The 16,404-nt window shown below is 35.3% G+C and carries 17 protein-coding genes and 1 tRNA gene; 9 read left to right on the forward strand and 9 right to left on the reverse strand.

All coding sequences use genetic code 11. From position 1 onward, the window contains the following. Positions 1–204: 204 nt before the first annotated feature. The 4 genes from ACFSR1_RS09910 to ACFSR1_RS09925 all read left to right on the forward strand — a co-directional run bounded on the left by ACFSR1_RS09910 (position 205) and on the right by ACFSR1_RS09925 (position 2,851). Positions 205–822 (forward strand): hypothetical protein, encoded by a 618-nt coding sequence (locus ACFSR1_RS09910; protein ID WP_378292028.1) that lies wholly within the window; start codon positions 205–207, stop codon positions 820–822. 93 nt (positions 823–915) lie between these two features. Further along, positions 916–1,548 (forward strand): hypothetical protein, encoded by a 633-nt coding sequence (locus ACFSR1_RS09915; RefSeq protein ID WP_378292030.1) that lies wholly within the window; start codon positions 916–918, stop codon positions 1,546–1,548. A 35-nt stretch (positions 1,549–1,583) separates the two neighbouring features. Further along, a complete protein-coding gene (locus ACFSR1_RS09920; RefSeq protein WP_378292032.1) occupies positions 1,584–1,991 on the forward strand; it encodes a DUF6326 family protein in 408 nt (135 codons plus the stop codon). Then, positions 1,988–2,851: a hypothetical protein gene (locus ACFSR1_RS09925; protein WP_378292033.1), complete on the forward strand. Its 864-nt coding sequence runs from the start codon at positions 1,988–1,990 to the stop codon at positions 2,849–2,851. Before ACFSR1_RS09920 ends, ACFSR1_RS09925 begins: the two co-directional genes overlap by 4 nt. On the opposite strand, the gene ACFSR1_RS09930 is transcribed toward ACFSR1_RS09925, so the two are convergent. The 5 genes from ACFSR1_RS09930 to ACFSR1_RS09950 all read right to left on the reverse strand — a co-directional run bounded on the left by ACFSR1_RS09930 (position 2,798) and on the right by ACFSR1_RS09950 (position 6,052). Beyond that, positions 2,798–3,235 carry a hypothetical protein gene (locus ACFSR1_RS09930; RefSeq protein WP_378292035.1) on the reverse strand — a complete coding sequence of 146 codons (438 nt, stop codon included), beginning with the start codon at positions 3,233–3,235 and terminating at the stop codon, positions 2,798–2,800. The two genes, ACFSR1_RS09925 and ACFSR1_RS09930, sit on opposite strands and share 54 nt — an antisense overlap. Next, positions 3,232–4,332 carry a serine hydrolase domain-containing protein gene (locus tag ACFSR1_RS09935; RefSeq protein WP_378292036.1) on the reverse strand — a complete coding sequence of 367 codons (1,101 nt, stop codon included), beginning with the start codon at positions 4,330–4,332 and terminating at the stop codon, positions 3,232–3,234. Before ACFSR1_RS09935 ends, ACFSR1_RS09930 begins: the two co-directional genes overlap by 4 nt. A 23-nt stretch (positions 4,333–4,355) precedes the next feature. Then, entirely contained in the window at positions 4,356–4,808 is a 453-nt protein-coding gene (locus ACFSR1_RS09940) for a DoxX family protein (protein WP_378292038.1), read from the reverse strand. A 12-nt stretch (positions 4,809–4,820) separates the two neighbouring features. Then, positions 4,821–5,681, reverse strand: a complete 861-nt coding sequence (locus ACFSR1_RS09945) for an NAD(P)-dependent alcohol dehydrogenase (protein WP_378292039.1) — start codon at positions 5,679–5,681, stop codon at positions 4,821–4,823. Between the two features lie 80 nt (positions 5,682–5,761). Next, on the reverse strand, positions 5,762–6,052 hold the full coding sequence (locus tag ACFSR1_RS09950; protein WP_378292041.1) for a hypothetical protein: 291 nt from the start codon (positions 6,050–6,052) through the stop codon (positions 5,762–5,764). A gap of 170 nt (positions 6,053–6,222) precedes the next feature. Between ACFSR1_RS09950 and ACFSR1_RS09955 the strand changes: the two genes are divergently transcribed. Beyond that, positions 6,223–7,326 carry an adenylate/guanylate cyclase domain-containing protein gene (locus tag ACFSR1_RS09955; RefSeq protein WP_378292043.1) on the forward strand — a complete coding sequence of 368 codons (1,104 nt, stop codon included), beginning with the start codon at positions 6,223–6,225 and terminating at the stop codon, positions 7,324–7,326. A 180-nt stretch (positions 7,327–7,506) separates the two neighbouring features. Here the strand turns inward: ACFSR1_RS09955 and ACFSR1_RS09960 are convergent, their stop codons facing one another. The 3 genes from ACFSR1_RS09960 to ACFSR1_RS09970 all read right to left on the reverse strand — a co-directional run bounded on the left by ACFSR1_RS09960 (position 7,507) and on the right by ACFSR1_RS09970 (position 9,918). After that, positions 7,507–7,674: a hypothetical protein gene (locus ACFSR1_RS09960; RefSeq protein WP_378292045.1), complete on the reverse strand. Its 168-nt coding sequence runs from the start codon at positions 7,672–7,674 to the stop codon at positions 7,507–7,509. Between the two features lie 78 nt (positions 7,675–7,752). Then, positions 7,753–9,576: a tetratricopeptide repeat protein gene (locus ACFSR1_RS09965; protein ID WP_378292047.1), complete on the reverse strand. Its 1,824-nt coding sequence runs from the start codon at positions 9,574–9,576 to the stop codon at positions 7,753–7,755. A 269-nt stretch (positions 9,577–9,845) separates the two neighbouring features. Beyond that, a tRNA-Met gene (locus ACFSR1_RS09970) sits at positions 9,846–9,918 on the reverse strand. 381 nt (positions 9,919–10,299) lie between these two features. Between ACFSR1_RS09970 and leuC the strand changes: the two genes are divergently transcribed. The 4 genes from leuC to leuB all read left to right on the forward strand — a co-directional run bounded on the left by leuC (position 10,300) and on the right by leuB (position 15,207). Next, positions 10,300–11,712: a 3-isopropylmalate dehydratase large subunit gene (gene leuC, locus ACFSR1_RS09975; protein WP_378292049.1), complete on the forward strand. Its 1,413-nt coding sequence runs from the start codon at positions 10,300–10,302 to the stop codon at positions 11,710–11,712. A gap of 61 nt (positions 11,713–11,773) precedes the next feature. Next, on the forward strand, positions 11,774–12,370 hold the full coding sequence (leuD, locus tag ACFSR1_RS09980; protein ID WP_378292051.1) for a 3-isopropylmalate dehydratase small subunit: 597 nt from the start codon (positions 11,774–11,776) through the stop codon (positions 12,368–12,370). Between the two features lie 173 nt (positions 12,371–12,543). Beyond that, positions 12,544–14,067: an alpha-isopropylmalate synthase regulatory domain-containing protein gene (locus ACFSR1_RS09985; protein WP_378292053.1), complete on the forward strand. Its 1,524-nt coding sequence runs from the start codon at positions 12,544–12,546 to the stop codon at positions 14,065–14,067. Between the two features lie 81 nt (positions 14,068–14,148). After that, the gene (gene leuB / locus ACFSR1_RS09990; RefSeq protein WP_378292055.1) at positions 14,149–15,207 is read left to right on the forward strand and encodes a 3-isopropylmalate dehydrogenase; all 1,059 of its coding nucleotides are present in this window, start codon (positions 14,149–14,151) and stop codon (positions 15,205–15,207) included. A gap of 107 nt (positions 15,208–15,314) precedes the next feature. Here leuB and ACFSR1_RS09995 read toward each other — a convergent pair whose 3' ends face one another. Continuing rightward, positions 15,315–16,385, reverse strand: a complete 1,071-nt coding sequence (locus ACFSR1_RS09995) for a serine hydrolase domain-containing protein (RefSeq protein WP_378292056.1) — start codon at positions 16,383–16,385, stop codon at positions 15,315–15,317. Between the last annotated feature and the right edge of the window lie 19 nt (positions 16,386–16,404).

A 16,404-nucleotide genomic window follows, 5' to 3' on the forward strand; every position in this document is an offset into this window, starting at 1 on the left:
TTACCACTGAGATATTTATGGTAACCACTTCAGAATTCCCCATTACTTTTTTTTAAAACAGCTCTTAAAGCAAAATCTTTTGCAGATTAAAAAGACCATTTCGCAGATAGCTATACAGACCTTGCATAATACAATTTTTTAGTCATTTGAATATGCTAATATTTGCCTCATAATCAACCTTTTATCAGGTTAAAATCTTTTATTATGACTAAAAAAACAAATTCAATTAGCAATAAATTCAAAATAATTGTTGGGTTTATCATTTGCTCACTAGCAAGTTCAATTAATGCTCAGGACAAGGACCAGTCATCATTTTTTATTGGTTATGAAACCTTTGAAATGACTATGAATAAGTTTCAAAATTTTGCAGGTGAGGTAGGCTATCGTTTCGATGATAAAAATCAAATAAGATTAATGATTGGGGAAGTCAATCTAACAGAAAGACACTTGTCTAGTAAATGGGAATCTACAGCTGTAGATGGAAATAATGTGGAAGGGTACTTCCGAATCTATGAATTATACTACGACCGATATTTTGGAAAACGTAAGAATTTTTATTACAGTGGCAGTATAGCCTACGTCAAGGACGAATACAATCACCTTATTTCGGATAACAGCCTAGAAAATGAAACTGCTACGGTCGGGTTTGCCATTGGCTATAGAAAAGAGAAGTTATTTGGTCTTAAGCATTTATATGCTAATATATCTATACCGTTTCGATACTATTTTAATGACATTCCAGAAACAGAATGGGGAGATACAACAATTTCAGCTCATAAATTCGTAAACAATTTTTGGTTTTTCATAGGCTATAAATTTTGATGAAACCAATAAAGCTCACTTAGCAATTTGTTACTGCATCCCTTTCGCCTTTCTAATTGGCATTCAAAACAAAATCTTTCAAAATACTTTATTATGTATAAAATAATACTATTAATTCTCTGCGTATCATTTGAAATGGTAGCGCAAATAGAAGTTCCAAATGGTGACTTTAATCTATTTGAAACCATTATCACCAACAAACACACTTATGACGTTCCTGTAGGTTGGAAAGAGCATCCAAAAAATGAAGTTTCAAGACTAGATGATGGACACGGTTTTGCGTACAAATATTACTTACCAGATGCCAACGAAAATGCTTTGGCGTTACACAGAACATATGATGCACAAGCTAATAGTATAATCACAAGTTTTTCAATTCCTCAAAACAAAAAAAACCTCCGACTAGTTGGGCGATATAAATTTTCAGGCTCAGATATTGATACTGCTAAGGATACTTTACGCATTGCAGTTTTTTCTTCTGAAAGTTCAATGGATGAAACTCCCATTATACTTCCTGAAAAAGCTACAATACTGAACATAACTACGCCTGAAGCACAATTTGAGTGGTTTCATTTAGATATCAACAAAATTCCTAAGGGTAATTATTTAACTATTGTCATTCAAATTATATCTGGCAGTGATGATAGTTATTATTGGGGGCAATCTAATGCCGTAATAGATGATTTAAAATTCATAACCATTCAAAATTTAGTACAAGCAAACTAATGGTTCACAACTAATAATTTACAAAATAATTCATTATGAACACAAAAAACATAGACCCAAAAGTACTACTATCTACCTTATGGATTGTCATACTGTTTAATATGATAGTAAGAGACCTACACGAGTTTTTACGTGAAGGCTATATAGAACAAATGATGTCACTTCAAGTGCCGGAAATAAATATGTTGTTTTATGGTTTTGTGGCTCAAGTACCCATTCTTATGATACTCTTGTCAAGAATATTAAAAAACAAGGCCAACAAATGGTACAATACTGTTGCTGCAGTAATTACATCTTTGGGTTTCTTAAGTACTTTACCAGCAGCTGATATGGATGATATTTTCTTTGTGATTGTTGAAAATATTCTTCTTATCATCATTTTACGAATAGCGTGGAAATTACCACAATCTAAAAAAATCACTCCCTCTAATAGTCAGTTATGATTGCCAAAATCTATATCAAAGGACTGATAGTATTAATGACTTGTTTTTCGAGTAATCAATTTGATACTGTAAATGGCAAATTGAAATCTTCAAGGCTTAGAGAACAATTGGCAACGGATTTCCAAGAAATTTTAGAGTTTTCTGAAAAAATGAGATTATATGGAGTGACACAAGAGAACTTTGAAACCTATTTTCACAATGGTGCGATAAAGTCCTTCAATTTCCATCAGTCATCTTATTATATAAAACAATCAAAATTAAATAGAATAATTGAAAAGAAACTCATTCATCATCTAGACGTAAAACATCCAATAAAGCAACTATCAAAGCATCCTTCCAAAACCTTAAAAGATTCAGATGTTTTAAATACATTTTCTGGTGAATGGAGTGGTAAATGGAAATCGATGCCTGTAAGACATCTTTGGCTTTCATTCAAAGAAATTAATCTTGAAATTAATGAATTTTTTAAAATAATCGGTTTTCAAACTTGTTTTACAGGAGATGGATTTGGATGGAATTATTTGATTCAGAAAGGAGAGGAAATAATCATCTTAGGCCACGTATATCATTTTAATGCAAAAGGAAAGCTAGATTATGAAAATCCGCATTATGCATTAGTAAATGACCAAAGCCAACTTACTTGGGTTTCAGATAATCACATTTATTATGAATTTGTATGTGATAATAAAAAACATAAAAATGAGAGACATTATGTAATTACGGCATTACCTTACTCAAGAGAAAATAAACTAAAATTCGATACTCCCATTCAAGCTATTTACACATCAAGTAATAGTGTAAACTATTCAACTAAAATTAAAAAACCACTCAATAACGTTCCCCATTACAAAGCTCAATAAGGCACCCCAAAGGGATATCTTGCCTAAATTAAAAGAGTTTGAAAATGAAATGTAAAAGGAGAGGATAGTACAGATTCCAAACATAATCATTCCATAAATCGGAACATTACTGGTGAGAAAACCGCTGATATGAAATAGTATATCCAAAACAGCTGTAAAACCGTATAGTGCTAGATAGAAATTTGCTTTGTTATTTCCCCGAAACAAATAATATGATGCGATTATCAATTCTATGGCAATGGCAAGCGCACCAAACTGGGCATAATACGATCTTGTGAAATACCCTTCTAAACCTACAGGAAAATTCAAATATGAATAGAATACAACACCCATCACCAAGGCGATTAAAAAGAAAGAAATAGCTATGGATTTACGTATATTCATTTTGAATTTTCGACAATGTAATTTACAAATTCATACACATTAAAAGAAGGCATTGCCTGAGTGATGCAATAAGACAATACCGTTTTGGTTTCTGGACAATAGCCAATATACGTACCAAAAAAGCCATAATGTCCATAGAAGGTTTGACCATTATAAACCGACTCATAGACTCCAAGCCCATAGGGAAGGTGGTTTTCAAAAGTTGCTTCCGTGGTTATCATTTTTTGTAATGACTTTTCAGAAATAAGCATTCCATTGAACAGCGCCTTGATAAATGTAGCTACGTCTTGATGTGTACTGACCAGCCCTCCACCTGACCAATCAAAAGAGGTATTTACACTATTAAAATCGATGGTGCCTACGTACTGATGCAATCTAGGTTTGCTGTCTCTCGCACTCTCATAATATTCTAAATAGGTGTCTTTTAAATCAAGGGGCTTGAGAATGCGGTCTCTTATGGATTGCGCTAGTGGTTTTTGGTCTAACTTTTCAATCAATAACCCGAGTAGTACATAATTCATATCCGAATAATGCCAACCTTCTCCCGGTTTGAATTTTGCTTCTTTATGAAGCCCGAATTCAAAATACCAATCAACCACATCTTTGGGTAGATACTGTTGTCCTGGGTTTTGCATCACCAGCCCCAACAGTTCTTCTTGTTTGTCATTGAAAACATCAGCTAATCCACTTTTGTGTGATAGCAACTGTTGTATGCTTATTGCTTTCGCGAAAGCGGAATTCTCATACCAATGAAAATCGTCCAGTCTTAAATATTCAATATCTTTTAAATACGAATAGATGTTATCTGAAAGGGAAAGCTTGCCTTCTTCTTCTAGTTGTAATATTACAGTTGCAGTAAATGTCTTGGTGCTACTAGCTATTCTAAACTGGTCTGTTACCTGTAGAGCATCTCCGTCTTTTTGAAGTTGCCCTACAGCTTCATTGACCAACACATTTCCATCTTTTTCAATAAGAAATGATATACCGTGAACAGGGTTTTCTGTACTATCAATAAGTTTCTCCTGTAAAAGTTCTGAAATTTCCTGTGCATTGAGCAGGAAGGGGAATATTGTTAAAATGAGGACTAGTGTTTTCATAATATGTTTTGGTTTTAGTAGTATTACATTCGGATGGAACTGATATACGCCCAGGCTATAAAAAGAATTTGCAATGGAATTCTAAACCACAAATAAGCAAGACCGTGTCCGTCGAATGTTCCTGTTTGATAATTTATTTTATGTACTGAAGCATAAATATTGGCTGGTAACATTAGCAATAGAAAAATGATGAGTACCCAACCAGATAGTGACTGATACTTTGGAATAAGAAGGCCAACAGCCATAATGATTTCAAATATTCCTGTAAAGTGAACAAAGCTCTCCTTAAAAGGAATAAAATCGGGTATCATCATTGTCATTCCCTTGGTGAATACAAAGTGTCCAATGGCTGTGAAAACGAGCATTATGGCCATCGCTATTCTTGCAGACAAAGCAAAATCATATTCTTTTTTGATGATTTTGATAGCTAAAATTGAGATAGCAAAACTTACAATAAGTACAATGAGTGGTTTCATAATGTTCTTGATTTAGATATTTTGATGATGGACGACTACTGAGACGTTACCTCGTTTTCTGCCAGAATCTACATATCGGTGTGTTTCAACTATATTTTCTAGGTTGTATTCTTTGTCTATAAATGGTTTTATTTTTTCTGTTTCTGCCAATTGACAGGCTTGTAAAAGCAGCTCTGTGCTTTCTTTTGTGAGCATTTTTGTGGTAACGAATTTACCGTTGTCCTTGAGTACCTTTTTAGCAGCCGACTTCGAAGTTTTACCTACGGTATCAAATACAATATCGTAGCGCTCTGGTGATTGAGTATAATCCTGTTTTTTGTAATCGATTACGGTTTCTGCTCCCAATTGTTCAACCATTTCGATATTCTGAGTGCTACAGACCCCCGTAACACGTGTTCCAAAATAGTTAGCAATTTGTACTGCATAGCTTCCCACACTACCCGAAGCTCCGTAGATAAGTACCTTTTGGTCTCTGTGAATGTTTGCTTTTTGTAGTAGAAACAGCGCCGTCATACTACCAATAGGCAAAACCGCAGCTTCTTTGTGAGAAAGCTGTTTTGGTTTTTTGATAACAACTCCTTGACTCCAATGTTCAGGAATACACATATATTCGGCATAGGCTCCTGTCTTCAACAGAGTGGTGGTGCCAAACACTTCATCGCCAACCTTAAACTTTGATACCTTGCTGCCTAATTGCTCAATGACTCCAGACCATTCGTGACCTAAGATTTGCTTTTTAGGACGGAACAATCCGAAAATCAATCGTGCCGGTAACCAAAATAGTGGAGGAAAATCTGAAGCTCGTAAGCGAACGTCACCAGATGTTACAGAGGTTGCAAACACTTTTACCAAAATTTCATTCGGCTTGGGCACTGGCTTATCCAGTTCCTTTAGTTGTAGGACTTCTGGTGCGCCATATTTAGAATATACTATTGCTTTCATTTTTGATAGGTTTAAGCGTTTATGGCAATATTGTAAACCGATAGCGGTCTTACTTTACCGATATGTGCATATTGCTCACTTTCTAAATAGTGAAGCTCTTTGTCAAAAAGTTCGTTTCGGTCAAGAAAACGAATCATCTTTTCTTTTGTGCCGTAGTTGCAATGCAATCGCAATACCTTGTCACAATCCTCAAGGTCAAAATTCCATTGTCCCTTTCCTACGATAGCATCTAAATGCGGTTGTATTGCGAAGAGTTGCGGCTCTTTAACGTAGGTAGCGAGCAAATAAAAATCTGTTTTCATACTGTATCGATTTGATTGATGAATAAACTCTTGTAATTTGATGGTACAAAGATAATTTTAAAAAAAAAGACAATTGTTCTGAAATGAAAATCAGAACCTATATGATAAGCATTAAAACTTTTTTAGACCCTTGATTTTGGAATTGTGGTTTGAATTCTACGAACTTTGTAATGATGTCACTTTCAGCCAAAAACAAATACTATCTTAAACGCATACTTCCTTTCGGAATCATTTGGCTTGCTATTTCATTACTATTGTTATGGTCAGACTATGCTGTGTTGGCAGACCAATCACAAGTGGATGAATGGGTGATACCCATTACACCAGCCATTTTTGTATTTTCCTCTGTAAGTGTTTTTATAGTGGGCTGCTTAGTCGGTGCGATTGAGGTATTTGTAGTCAATAAGCTTTTTGCCAATCAAAGCTTTCCAAAAAAAATTATAGGTAAGTTTCTACTGTACACAACAGTACTTTTTATTCTGGTTTTTATACTTTACTTGATAGCAGCCAGCATTGTATCTAAAGAATCAGTTTTCAGTAAATCCGTCTGGAATCAATATGTCCAATTCTTTACTAGCATAACGCACGTAAGCACTTGGGTGCAATTGCTATTTTCACTATTAGTCTCATTAATTTATGCCGAAGTAAGCGAGAATCTAGGTCAAAACATCTTATATAATTTCTTTACAGGCCGCTACCATAAACCTGTAGATGAAAACCGCATCTTTATGTTTGTAGATATGAAGGACAGCACCACTATTGCTGAAAAACTAGGTCATAAAAACTACTTCAAATTACTCAAAGACTATTACCGAAGTTTTTCTGATGCTATCATCAAGAATTACGGGGAAGTCTATCAATATGTGGGTGATGAGATTGTTATCACTTGGAATTTGGATGACGGATTAAAACAAAACCGATGTATTCAATGTTTTTTTGAAATGAAAACTGCTTTAGAAAAACAAACACAGAATTTTGAAAAGAAGTATAACACTATTCCAAATTTCAAAGCAGCTATGCACTTCGGCGAAGTCACCACAGGTGAAATAGGCGCATTAAAAAAAGACATTTTCTTTACGGGCGATGTGCTCAATACCACAGCAAGGATACTAGGATTAACTACGAAATTAAAAGAAGATTTCTTAATTTCTGAACCGCTTTCGCGAAAGCTGGAAACTTCGGAAGATTATAGTTTGGAAAATTTAGGAACTAAAACCTTGAAAGGTAAAACAAAGTCGATTCAGGTATGTGCAGTTCATTATTTATCACAATAGGGGAAGCCTACACTTTATTAAATTTCGTTTTTTTATTGACGAATTAATATTGATTAACGATTAGTTCTTATTTTCGATTCCTCAGGACATTACTCTATTATTAAGATTGAGTGTAACCTAGATTATGATTATTTGAAATTAGATTGTTTTTCCGCAACTGAAATAACTAGCTCACTTTATCTATTGTTTGGTTGTTGCTTTTTTGTTTCCATACTCTAAGGCAGCACCAATAGAGATACCCAAAATAAACCATACTTCTGTATTCGAAGTTAAATAGCCAACGATACAACCTAATATAATACCGAATGCCAATCGTGCTCCTGGTATAATTTTTCTAGTCTTTCTCATAATTTTTCGTTTTACGATTAATATGAGACAAATCTACAGTAGGATTAGTCGAAAAAAGTTCGTGTTTAGAAAACGGAACTAATTCCTTCTATTCATTCTTAGATAAGAATTGGGTGTAGTACCCTCAATCTTTTTGAAAAACGTATTGAAGACTGTTTTAGAATTGAAACCACTATCGTAAGCTACCGCCATAATGGTTAAACCTTTATTTTCCTCTAATATAACACGCTGTTTAAATTCTTCAACTCGATACGTATTGATAAACTCAGAGAAGTTTTTTTGAAACCCCAGATTTAAAAGCTGTGAGACATAGTTAGTCGGAAGTTCTAGATAAGAAGCTAAATCTTTTAAAGATACATCTGGATTCAAGTATAACTTATGTTCTTTCATTATTTTCTTCAACGCACTGCCGTGTCTTTCAATTTCATCATCACTCAATAAGATTTGCTTATATTTTTTTTGTGATTTGTAGTTATTATTATCTGGTATAGCCTGAACCATTAATTTTTTAAATCTTTCAAGGTTTTTTATTGGCTTTAAAATAGGTTCAGTATTCAATAATAAAATTAGAGGTAGATGATTTTCAAAGGCTTGCTCTATAAATTCTAAAGCCTGGTCATAATTCCCTAATAAAACATTTACCAGAATTAAAAAATTGAAGGCTTTATCCATCTTTTCGGATGTTAAGTAAGATTCTAACTCAAGAATCTTTTCATTACATTTTTCAATGTCACCCATTTTTGCATAGCACATAGTGATGCCGCCTAATTGCGTTAAATCGTTTATGGAGACACCATTTAGCCCTTTGTAATAATTTAATGCTTCTTGATTTTTATCTGTAAATAAAAGGCACTCTCCAATATACAATGGTGGAAATGGCAAAATGGGATTTAGCTCTAACGCTTTTTGAAAGTATGGCAGTGCCGCGTTGTAATCTTCTTGAAGGTATAATAAAAAGCCCTTGTAATGAATATTCATTGCGGAGAAAGGGTCGAGTTCTAAGGCCTTATCGATATAATTATGAGCAGAATTTAATTTGCCCTCAACCGTTAAATAATTAGATATAGTAAGATAAATCTCATCGGCAGGTTGAATTTCTAATGCTTTATTTGCGTGCAGATAGGCTTTCTTTAGATTCCAGTTTTGCCAACATTCTATCCAAGATAAATTTAATTGTGAACGATAAAGGTTTGGATTGAGTTCTAACCCTTTTTTAAGAAAAGGTTGTGCTTTTTGAAAGCCTTCAAAAGCAGGCATCAGCCCCATAGCTCCCATATAGGTGTAGCCGTGATTTATGTCTATATATGCATTCGGAAAGTTTGGTGCTTTTTGGATAATACTTTCAAAAATTGAAATTGCTTTAACCGTGTTTTCATACCCCATTTTCATTAAATAATATCTTCCTTTTAGATATTCTCTATAAATATGGGTTGGCACATCAATGGGCTCAACTAATTTGTCTTCAATCTCAATATGACCTATATGTTCACGTAACTTTTCGGCAATAAATAGACTTACTTCGTCTTGAATAGCAAAAACATCTTCTGGGTTTCTATCAAAGGTTTCTGACCAAAAATGGAAATCATTAAGAGCATCTATCATCTGAACCGTAATTCTCATTGTGTCTTTCGACACTCTAATACTTCCTTCAATAAAAATAGATACCCCTAGTTGCTCTCTTATTTCTTGTGAGGTTACTTTTTTGTTTTTAAAGTAAAATGAAGAGGTTCTTGAAGTAACTGACAATTCCTTAATTCTTGCCAGAGCATTGATAATTTCCTCCGTAAGACCGTCACAAAAATATTCATTATCAATGTTATTGCTCATATTGACAAAAGGTAATACGGCAATGGATTTGTCTGTAGACGATATGTTAGAACTTGTTGGATTCAATTTTTTCAAACACTGCTATAAATTTAATAAAGTGCTGAAATTGAACATCTTTTTCTTAGCGAGATTTTTATTACAAGCCTTTCGAATCAAGTATAATTGAAGAATAACATTAGTTTCAAAGAATTTTTAGAAAATTTTTACCAGCAATTTCATTTCAAATCCAACTAATCCCAAACAAAATTTATTAAAGCTTTGAAAAAGGCTCAATTCTGTACCTATTCTGTACCCATTGGAAAAAAGAAAGGCTCCACATTTCTGTGAAGCCTTATCTTTACTAGTAGCGGGAACTGGACTCGAACCAGTGACCTTCGGGTTATGAGCCCGACGAGCTGCCTACTGCTCTATCCCGCGATATATAATTTGTAATTTACTTGTCTCTTAAACCTCGAGTTATGAGCTCGACAAACTACTTATTATCCCTTGCGGACGGCAAATATACAATCTTTTTTAGCTTTACAAAGCATATTTAACAAAAACTAACATTTTTTTTAAACCTGCTATTCTTACCGTCTGATTTTAAATCATATACTCCAATTTAAAATAAAAGTTTTCGCTAAAAGCAATACCTTTTTTATCAAATTATCTAAAATTTCAACTAATATTGAGATATGCTTAAAACTACACTCCTCTTTACCGTTTTATTAGCTGATATCTGCCATAACTCGTAAATTTACCTCCTTTTTAACATTTTAATAAGAAAATGCGCAAGGCATCATAAATATAGATCATAAAATGAGTAAGACATTATTTGACAAAGTGTGGGATTCACATGTAGTACGTAACATAGAAAATGGACCTGATGTATTTTTTATTGATCGCCATTTCATACATGAAGTGACCAGTCCTGTAGCTTTTTTAGGACTAAAAAGCAGAGGAAACACCGTTCTATATCCAGAGCGTACCTTCGCTACCGCAGATCATAATACGCCAACCATCAATCAACATTTGCCTGTAGAAGATCCGCTATCGGCAAACCAGCTAAAAGCACTAGAAGAAAATGCAGCAGCTTGGGGAATCTCGCATTGGGGATTAGGACATCAAAAAAATGGTATTGTACACGTAGTTGGACCAGAAAATGGTATTACATTACCTGGAGCTACCATCGTTTGTGGAGATTCTCATACTTCTACACATGGTGCTTTTGGTGCTATTGCCTTTGGTATTGGCACCTCAGAAGTAGAAATGGTATTATCCACACAGTGTATCATGCAACCTAAGCCAAAGAAGATGCGAATCAATGTGAATGGCGAACTTGGTTTTGGGGTAACACCAAAAGACGTTGCATTGTATATCATTTCTAAATTAACAACTTCTGGTGCTACCGGATATTTTGTAGAGTATGCAGGTGATGTGTTTAGAAATATGACGATGGAAGGTCGTATGACCGTATGTAATCTTAGTATAGAAATGGGTGCAAGAGGCGGAATGATTGCTCCAGACCAGAAAACATTCGATTATATAAAAGGAAGACCGTTAACTCCAAAAGGAGAAGCTTGGGATACGGCAATGGAATATTGGCAAACCCTAAAAACAGATGAAGATGCTGTTTTTGACAAAGAACTTACGTTTAATGGAGCGGATATTGAACCTATGATTACTTATGGTACCAATCCGGGAATGGGAATTGGTATTACGAATCATATCCCTGATGCATCCAATGTAGAAGGTGGTGTCGCTACCTATAAAAAATCCTTGGGATATATGGATTTTAACGAAGGAGATGCGATGATTGGCAAGCCTGTAGATTATGTATTCTTAGGAAGTTGCACCAATGGTAGAATTGAAGATTTCAGAGCTTTTGCTTCTATCGTAAAAGGAAAAAAGAAAGCAGAAAATATTACAGCTTGGTTGGTTCCGGGATCGCATGAGGTCGAAGGATTGATCAAAGAAGAAGGTATTCTAGACATCATCACAGAAGCAGGGTTTACACTAAGAGAACCCGGATGTTCTGCTTGTCTAGCTATGAATGCTGATAAAATTCCGGCAGGAAAACTGGCGGTGAGTACCTCTAACAGAAATTTTGAAGGAAGACAAGGACCCGGATCCAGAACTCTACTAGCAAGCCCTCTAGTTGCAGCTGCCACAGCTGTTACCGGAGTTGTGACAGACCCAAGAACTCTTTTAAAAGAAGAAGCATTAGCATAACATTAATTTAGAATTGGAATACCGAAATCGTAATTCTCAATTCATAATTCGTAATTAAAAAATGGCATACGATAAATTCGAAATATTAACCACTACCGCAGTACCATTACCGATAGAGAATGTAGACACTGATCAGATTATTCCGGCACGTTTTCTTAAAGCAACAGAACGTAAAGGATTTGGAGATAATCTTTTTAGGGATTGGAGATATAATAGTGATGATACTCCAAAAGAAGATTTTGTACTAAACAACCCAACCTATAGTGGTAAAATCCTTGTAGGTGGTAAAAACTTTGGATCAGGATCTTCTCGTGAACACGCCGCTTGGGCAGTGTATGATTACGGATTCAGATGTGTAGTTTCTAGTTTTTTTGCTGACATTTTTAGAGGAAATTGTTTGAATATTGGTGTACTACCGGTTCAAGTAAGTCCAGAATTTTTAGAAAAAATATTCAAAGCTGTTGAGACTAATCCTGATACAGAAATCGAAGTTAATTTACCTCAGCAAACGATTACGATCAAAGCTTCTGGTGAGTCAGAATCCTTTGATATTAATAGTTACAAAAAAGAGAACATGCTGAACGGATATGATGATATTGATTATCTAACCAAAATGAAATCAGAAATTCAGGAATTCGCTAAAGCAAGACCTTTTTAATTATGTTATTTGGGCGTTTCCGCTAAGGCGGGCAGGCTACCTGCCTACCTGCGGTGAGCAGGCAGGTCCGTTATATCTTTTTTAAACTTGTACCCCTCGAGAACCTCTGGGCACAAATTTAAAAAAGGATGACACTTCTATCCTTAACGCAAGAGATAATAAAGAAAATAAATATGACCAAACGATCAATAGAAATCATGGATACTACACTCCGAGATGGTGAACAAACCTCTGGGATATCGTTTTCTGCTTCAGAAAAACTAACGATCGCACGTCTATTGATAGAGGAATTATGTGTTGATCGTATAGAGGTGGCATCCGCCAGAGTATCTGAAGGTGAGTTTGAAGCAGTTAAAAACATTATTAATTGGGCAAATGAAAATGGATACATTGATCAAGTAGAAATACTAACTTTTGTAGATGGTGGCAAATCCATACAATGGATGAAAGATACCGGAGCCAAAGTTCAAAATCTTCTTACCAAAGGATCTTTAAATCATCTTACCTATCAGTTAAAAAAAACTCCCGAACAGCATTTTGAGGACATTGCAGCCACTTTTAAACAAGCAGCACAGGAAGAAATTATCACCAATGTGTATTTAGAAGATTGGAGTAATGGTATGCGCAACTCTCCTGAGTACGTATATCAGTTTCTTGATTTTCTATCAACACAAACTGTAAAAAGAGTTTTATTGCCTGATACCCTGGGAGTTCTTATTCCTTCTGAGACATATACATACTTATCCTCTTTACGAAGCAGATATCCTGATTTACATTTCGACTTTCATGCGCATAACGATTATGATCTAGGGGTTGCCAATGCTATCGAGGGAGTCAAAGCCGGGGTAAATGGACTACACCTCACTATGAACGGCATGGGAGAACGGGCAGGAAATGCTCCTCTGGCAAGTGTGGTAGCTGTGATTAATGACTACCTGCCAGAAGTTAGTATCAATGTAAAAGAATCAGCACTATATAAGGTGAGTAAGCTGGTAGAAACCTTTTCCGGATTTAAAATTCCTGCGAATAAACCTGTGGTAGGTGATAATGTATTTACGCAGACTGCAGGAATCCACGCAGACGGAGATAAGAAGCATAATTTATATTTTAATGATCTAATGCCGGAGCGTTTTGGACGAAAACGAAAATATGCTTTAGGAAAAACTTCGGGTAAAGCTAATATCGAAAAAAACCTTCAGGAATTGGGGTTAAAGCTAAGTCCTGAAGATATTAAAAAAATTACCCAGAAGATCATTAAACTCGGTGATAAAAAAGAAGTCGTAACTCAGGAAGATCTACCGTATATCATTTCGGATGTATTGGATAGCAAATTGTATAAAGACAAGGTAAAAATTAAATCCTACGCCTTAACTCATGCAAAAGGTTTAAAACCTTCTGCTACATTGGCTATCAAAATGGATGATGAGGTGATTGAACAACACGCGCAAGGTGATGGACAATATGACGCATTTATGAATGCATTAGGAAAAGTATACAAACAAAAAGACAAGACTCTACCAAAACTTATTGATTATGCAGTTCGGATTCCTCCGGGAAGTAATTCTGATGCACTATGCGAAACGGTGATCACCTGGAAAACTGAAGCAAAGGAATTTGTAACCAGAGGATTGGATTCTGATCAAACGGTTTCCGCCATTAAGGCAACAGAAAAAATGTTAAATATTATTGAATTGTAAATACGATAGAGTAACCTAACCGGCATTTCGGCTACGCTCAATGCCCAACGTAATAAAACAGAATAACATAGAATACGAAAAATGGAATTAAACATAGCACTACTAGCCGGAGACGGTATTGGACCAGAAGTTATAGATCAAGCTGTCAAAGTTTGTGATGCAGTTGCAAAAAAGTATGAGCATAAAATAAATTGGACTTCAGCATTAACAGGAGCTGCTGCCATTGATGCCGTAGGAGAACCATATCCGGATGAAACTCACGAAATTTGTATGAATGCAGATGCAGTATTATTTGGAGCAATCGGCCATCCTAGATTTGACAATGATCCGTCTGCCAAGGTCCGTCCGGAGCAAGGTTTATTAAAAATGCGTCAAAAATTAGGGTTATTCGCTAATGTAAGACCAACGTTTACTTTTCCTTCATTAATCGACAAATCTCCTTTAAAAAGAGAACGAATCGAAGGAACTGATCTGGTATTTCTGCGTGAGTTAACTAGTGGAATCTATTTTGGAAAAAGAGGAAGAGAGGATAATGGAAATACTGCTTATGACACTTGCAGCTATACCAGAGAAGAAGTAAAACGTTTAGCTAAAAAAGGGTTCGAAATGGCGATGTCACGTAGCAAGAAACTATGTTGTGTAGACAAAGCAAATGTGCTAGAATCCTCTCGTTTATGGAGAGAAACTGTGCAAGCTATGGAAAAAGATTATCCAGAAGTTGAAGTAAGCTACGAATTCGTTGACGCAGTAGCGATGCGATTGGTACAATGGCCAAATTCTTATGATGTTTTGATTACCGAGAATTTATTTGGAGATATTCTTACAGATGAAGCTTCTGTAATATCAGGTTCCATGGGGTTAATGCCTTCTGCATCTCTGGGAGAGAAAACTGCTTTATTCGAGCCTATTCACGGATCTTATCCACAGGCAGCAGGAAAAGACATCGCCAATCCGTTGGCAACAGTACTATCAGCAGCAATGATGTTCGAAACAGCTTTTGGATTAAACGCAGAAGCACAAGCTATCAGAAATGTAGTGGATAAATCTTTAAATGAAGGAGTTGTTACTGAGGATTTAGCTGGAGAACAAAAAGCTTACAAAACCAGTGAAGTTGGAGATTGGTTAGTGCAGAATATATAAGTTAACAAACCCAGACAGCTTGTGAATTAGCGCTGTCTGGGTTTTATTTAACAAATGTTTCAATATATACGATTACAGGCATATCTGTACATATATTCTAATAACTTCTATAACGTATCTAAAGCGATTTTTAATAGTTGAGATGCAAATATAGTTGCTTCTTTAGATGCGCCCGAAGTATTCGCAAGTACTATCGTAACGATTCCTTTCTCAGGGACAATATATAATTGAGAAGAACAACCTGTTTGCCCTCCAGAATGACCTATGATTGCTCCTTCGTTAGGTTTAGGGTTATATAAAAACCAACCAAAACCATAGGCGTTTCTTTCTTTCTCTAAACTATGATGCTCTCGCATAAGACTTAGGGTTTCGGGTTTAACAAAAGTGTTGTTTATCACAGCATTTCCGAATTTCAGCATATCCCCAACTGTGGTGTAAAAGCCACCACCAGGAATACGATTACTTAAGTTATTCTCCTTTCCTTCTTTAATTTTTCCTTTCTTATTTTTATGATATAAACCAGATCCATTTTCTTTGTTGTTTCCAAATATCTCTATACCTGTATTCGTCATATTTGCTTTATCCCAAATATGTTTTTGCATATATGTTTCATATGTAATCCCAGAAGCTTTTTCGATGATAACGCCTAAAAGGGTATATCCATAGGTAGTATAACCGTACTGTGTACCAGGTTCAAAAAGAAGAGGTCTATTTTTAAAAAACTCAATAGCATCAGAAAGTCTTGGGTAATTAACTTTTGTTTGTGCTTCCTTACCATTTTTATAACCACCAATACCAGAGGTATGTGATAATAGATGCCTAGTGGTGATTTGTGTGTTAGGCTGTTTTGGATAATCAGGGATATATGCTTGAATAGGAGCGTCTAAATCAATAAGATTCTGCTCTACCAATTGCATAACAGCCAGTGCGGTCATTGGTTTTGCTATAGAAGCCATTCTTACTTTGGTCTCTTTCAGAAACTGTTGTTTCTTTTCTTTATACGCATAACCATTAGCCGCTTGCCATAAAGTCTCACCGTTAATAGAATATCCTGCCGAAACACCAACCACCTTACTTTCTGATACAATCTGTTCGAGAAGTTTATCAGGATTTTCTTCCTGGCAGAAGCTATTAGAAGTTACTACTATAATTGTTAAGAGTTTTATAAATGCTTTCATTACTCGTTTTATTGATTAT

It is taken from the genome of Aquimarina rubra (assembly GCF_042684305.1).
Taxonomy (GTDB): domain Bacteria; phylum Bacteroidota; class Bacteroidia; order Flavobacteriales; family Flavobacteriaceae; genus Aquimarina; species Aquimarina rubra.

Coding starts and splice junctions, on each gene's coding strand:
- ACFSR1_RS09910 (WP_378292028.1), top strand. CDS start 205: ATGACTAAAAAAACAAATTCAATTAGCAATAAATTCAAAATAATTGTT.
- ACFSR1_RS09915 (WP_378292030.1), top strand. CDS start 916: ATGTATAAAATAATACTATTAATTCTCTGCGTATCATTTGAAATGGTA.
- ACFSR1_RS09920 (WP_378292032.1), top strand. CDS start 1,584: ATGAACACAAAAAACATAGACCCAAAAGTACTACTATCTACCTTATGG.
- ACFSR1_RS09925 (WP_378292033.1), top strand. CDS start 1,988: ATGATTGCCAAAATCTATATCAAAGGACTGATAGTATTAATGACTTGT.
- ACFSR1_RS09930 (WP_378292035.1), bottom strand. CDS start 3,235: ATGAATATACGTAAATCCATAGCTATTTCTTTCTTTTTAATCGCCTTG.
- ACFSR1_RS09935 (WP_378292036.1), bottom strand. CDS start 4,332: ATGAAAACACTAGTCCTCATTTTAACAATATTCCCCTTCCTGCTCAAT.
- ACFSR1_RS09940 (WP_378292038.1), bottom strand. CDS start 4,808: ATGAAACCACTCATTGTACTTATTGTAAGTTTTGCTATCTCAATTTTA.
- ACFSR1_RS09950 (WP_378292041.1), bottom strand. CDS start 6,052: ATGAAAACAGATTTTTATTTGCTCGCTACCTACGTTAAAGAGCCGCAA.
- ACFSR1_RS09955 (WP_378292043.1), top strand. CDS start 6,223: ATGATGTCACTTTCAGCCAAAAACAAATACTATCTTAAACGCATACTT.
- ACFSR1_RS09960 (WP_378292045.1), bottom strand. CDS start 7,674: ATGAGAAAGACTAGAAAAATTATACCAGGAGCACGATTGGCATTCGGT.
- leuC (WP_378292049.1), top strand. CDS start 10,300: ATGAGTAAGACATTATTTGACAAAGTGTGGGATTCACATGTAGTACGT.
- leuD (WP_378292051.1), top strand. CDS start 11,774: ATGGCATACGATAAATTCGAAATATTAACCACTACCGCAGTACCATTA.
- ACFSR1_RS09985 (WP_378292053.1), top strand. CDS start 12,544: ATGACCAAACGATCAATAGAAATCATGGATACTACACTCCGAGATGGT.
- leuB (WP_378292055.1), top strand. CDS start 14,149: ATGGAATTAAACATAGCACTACTAGCCGGAGACGGTATTGGACCAGAA.
- ACFSR1_RS09995 (WP_378292056.1), bottom strand. CDS start 16,385: ATGAAAGCATTTATAAAACTCTTAACAATTATAGTAGTAACTTCTAAT.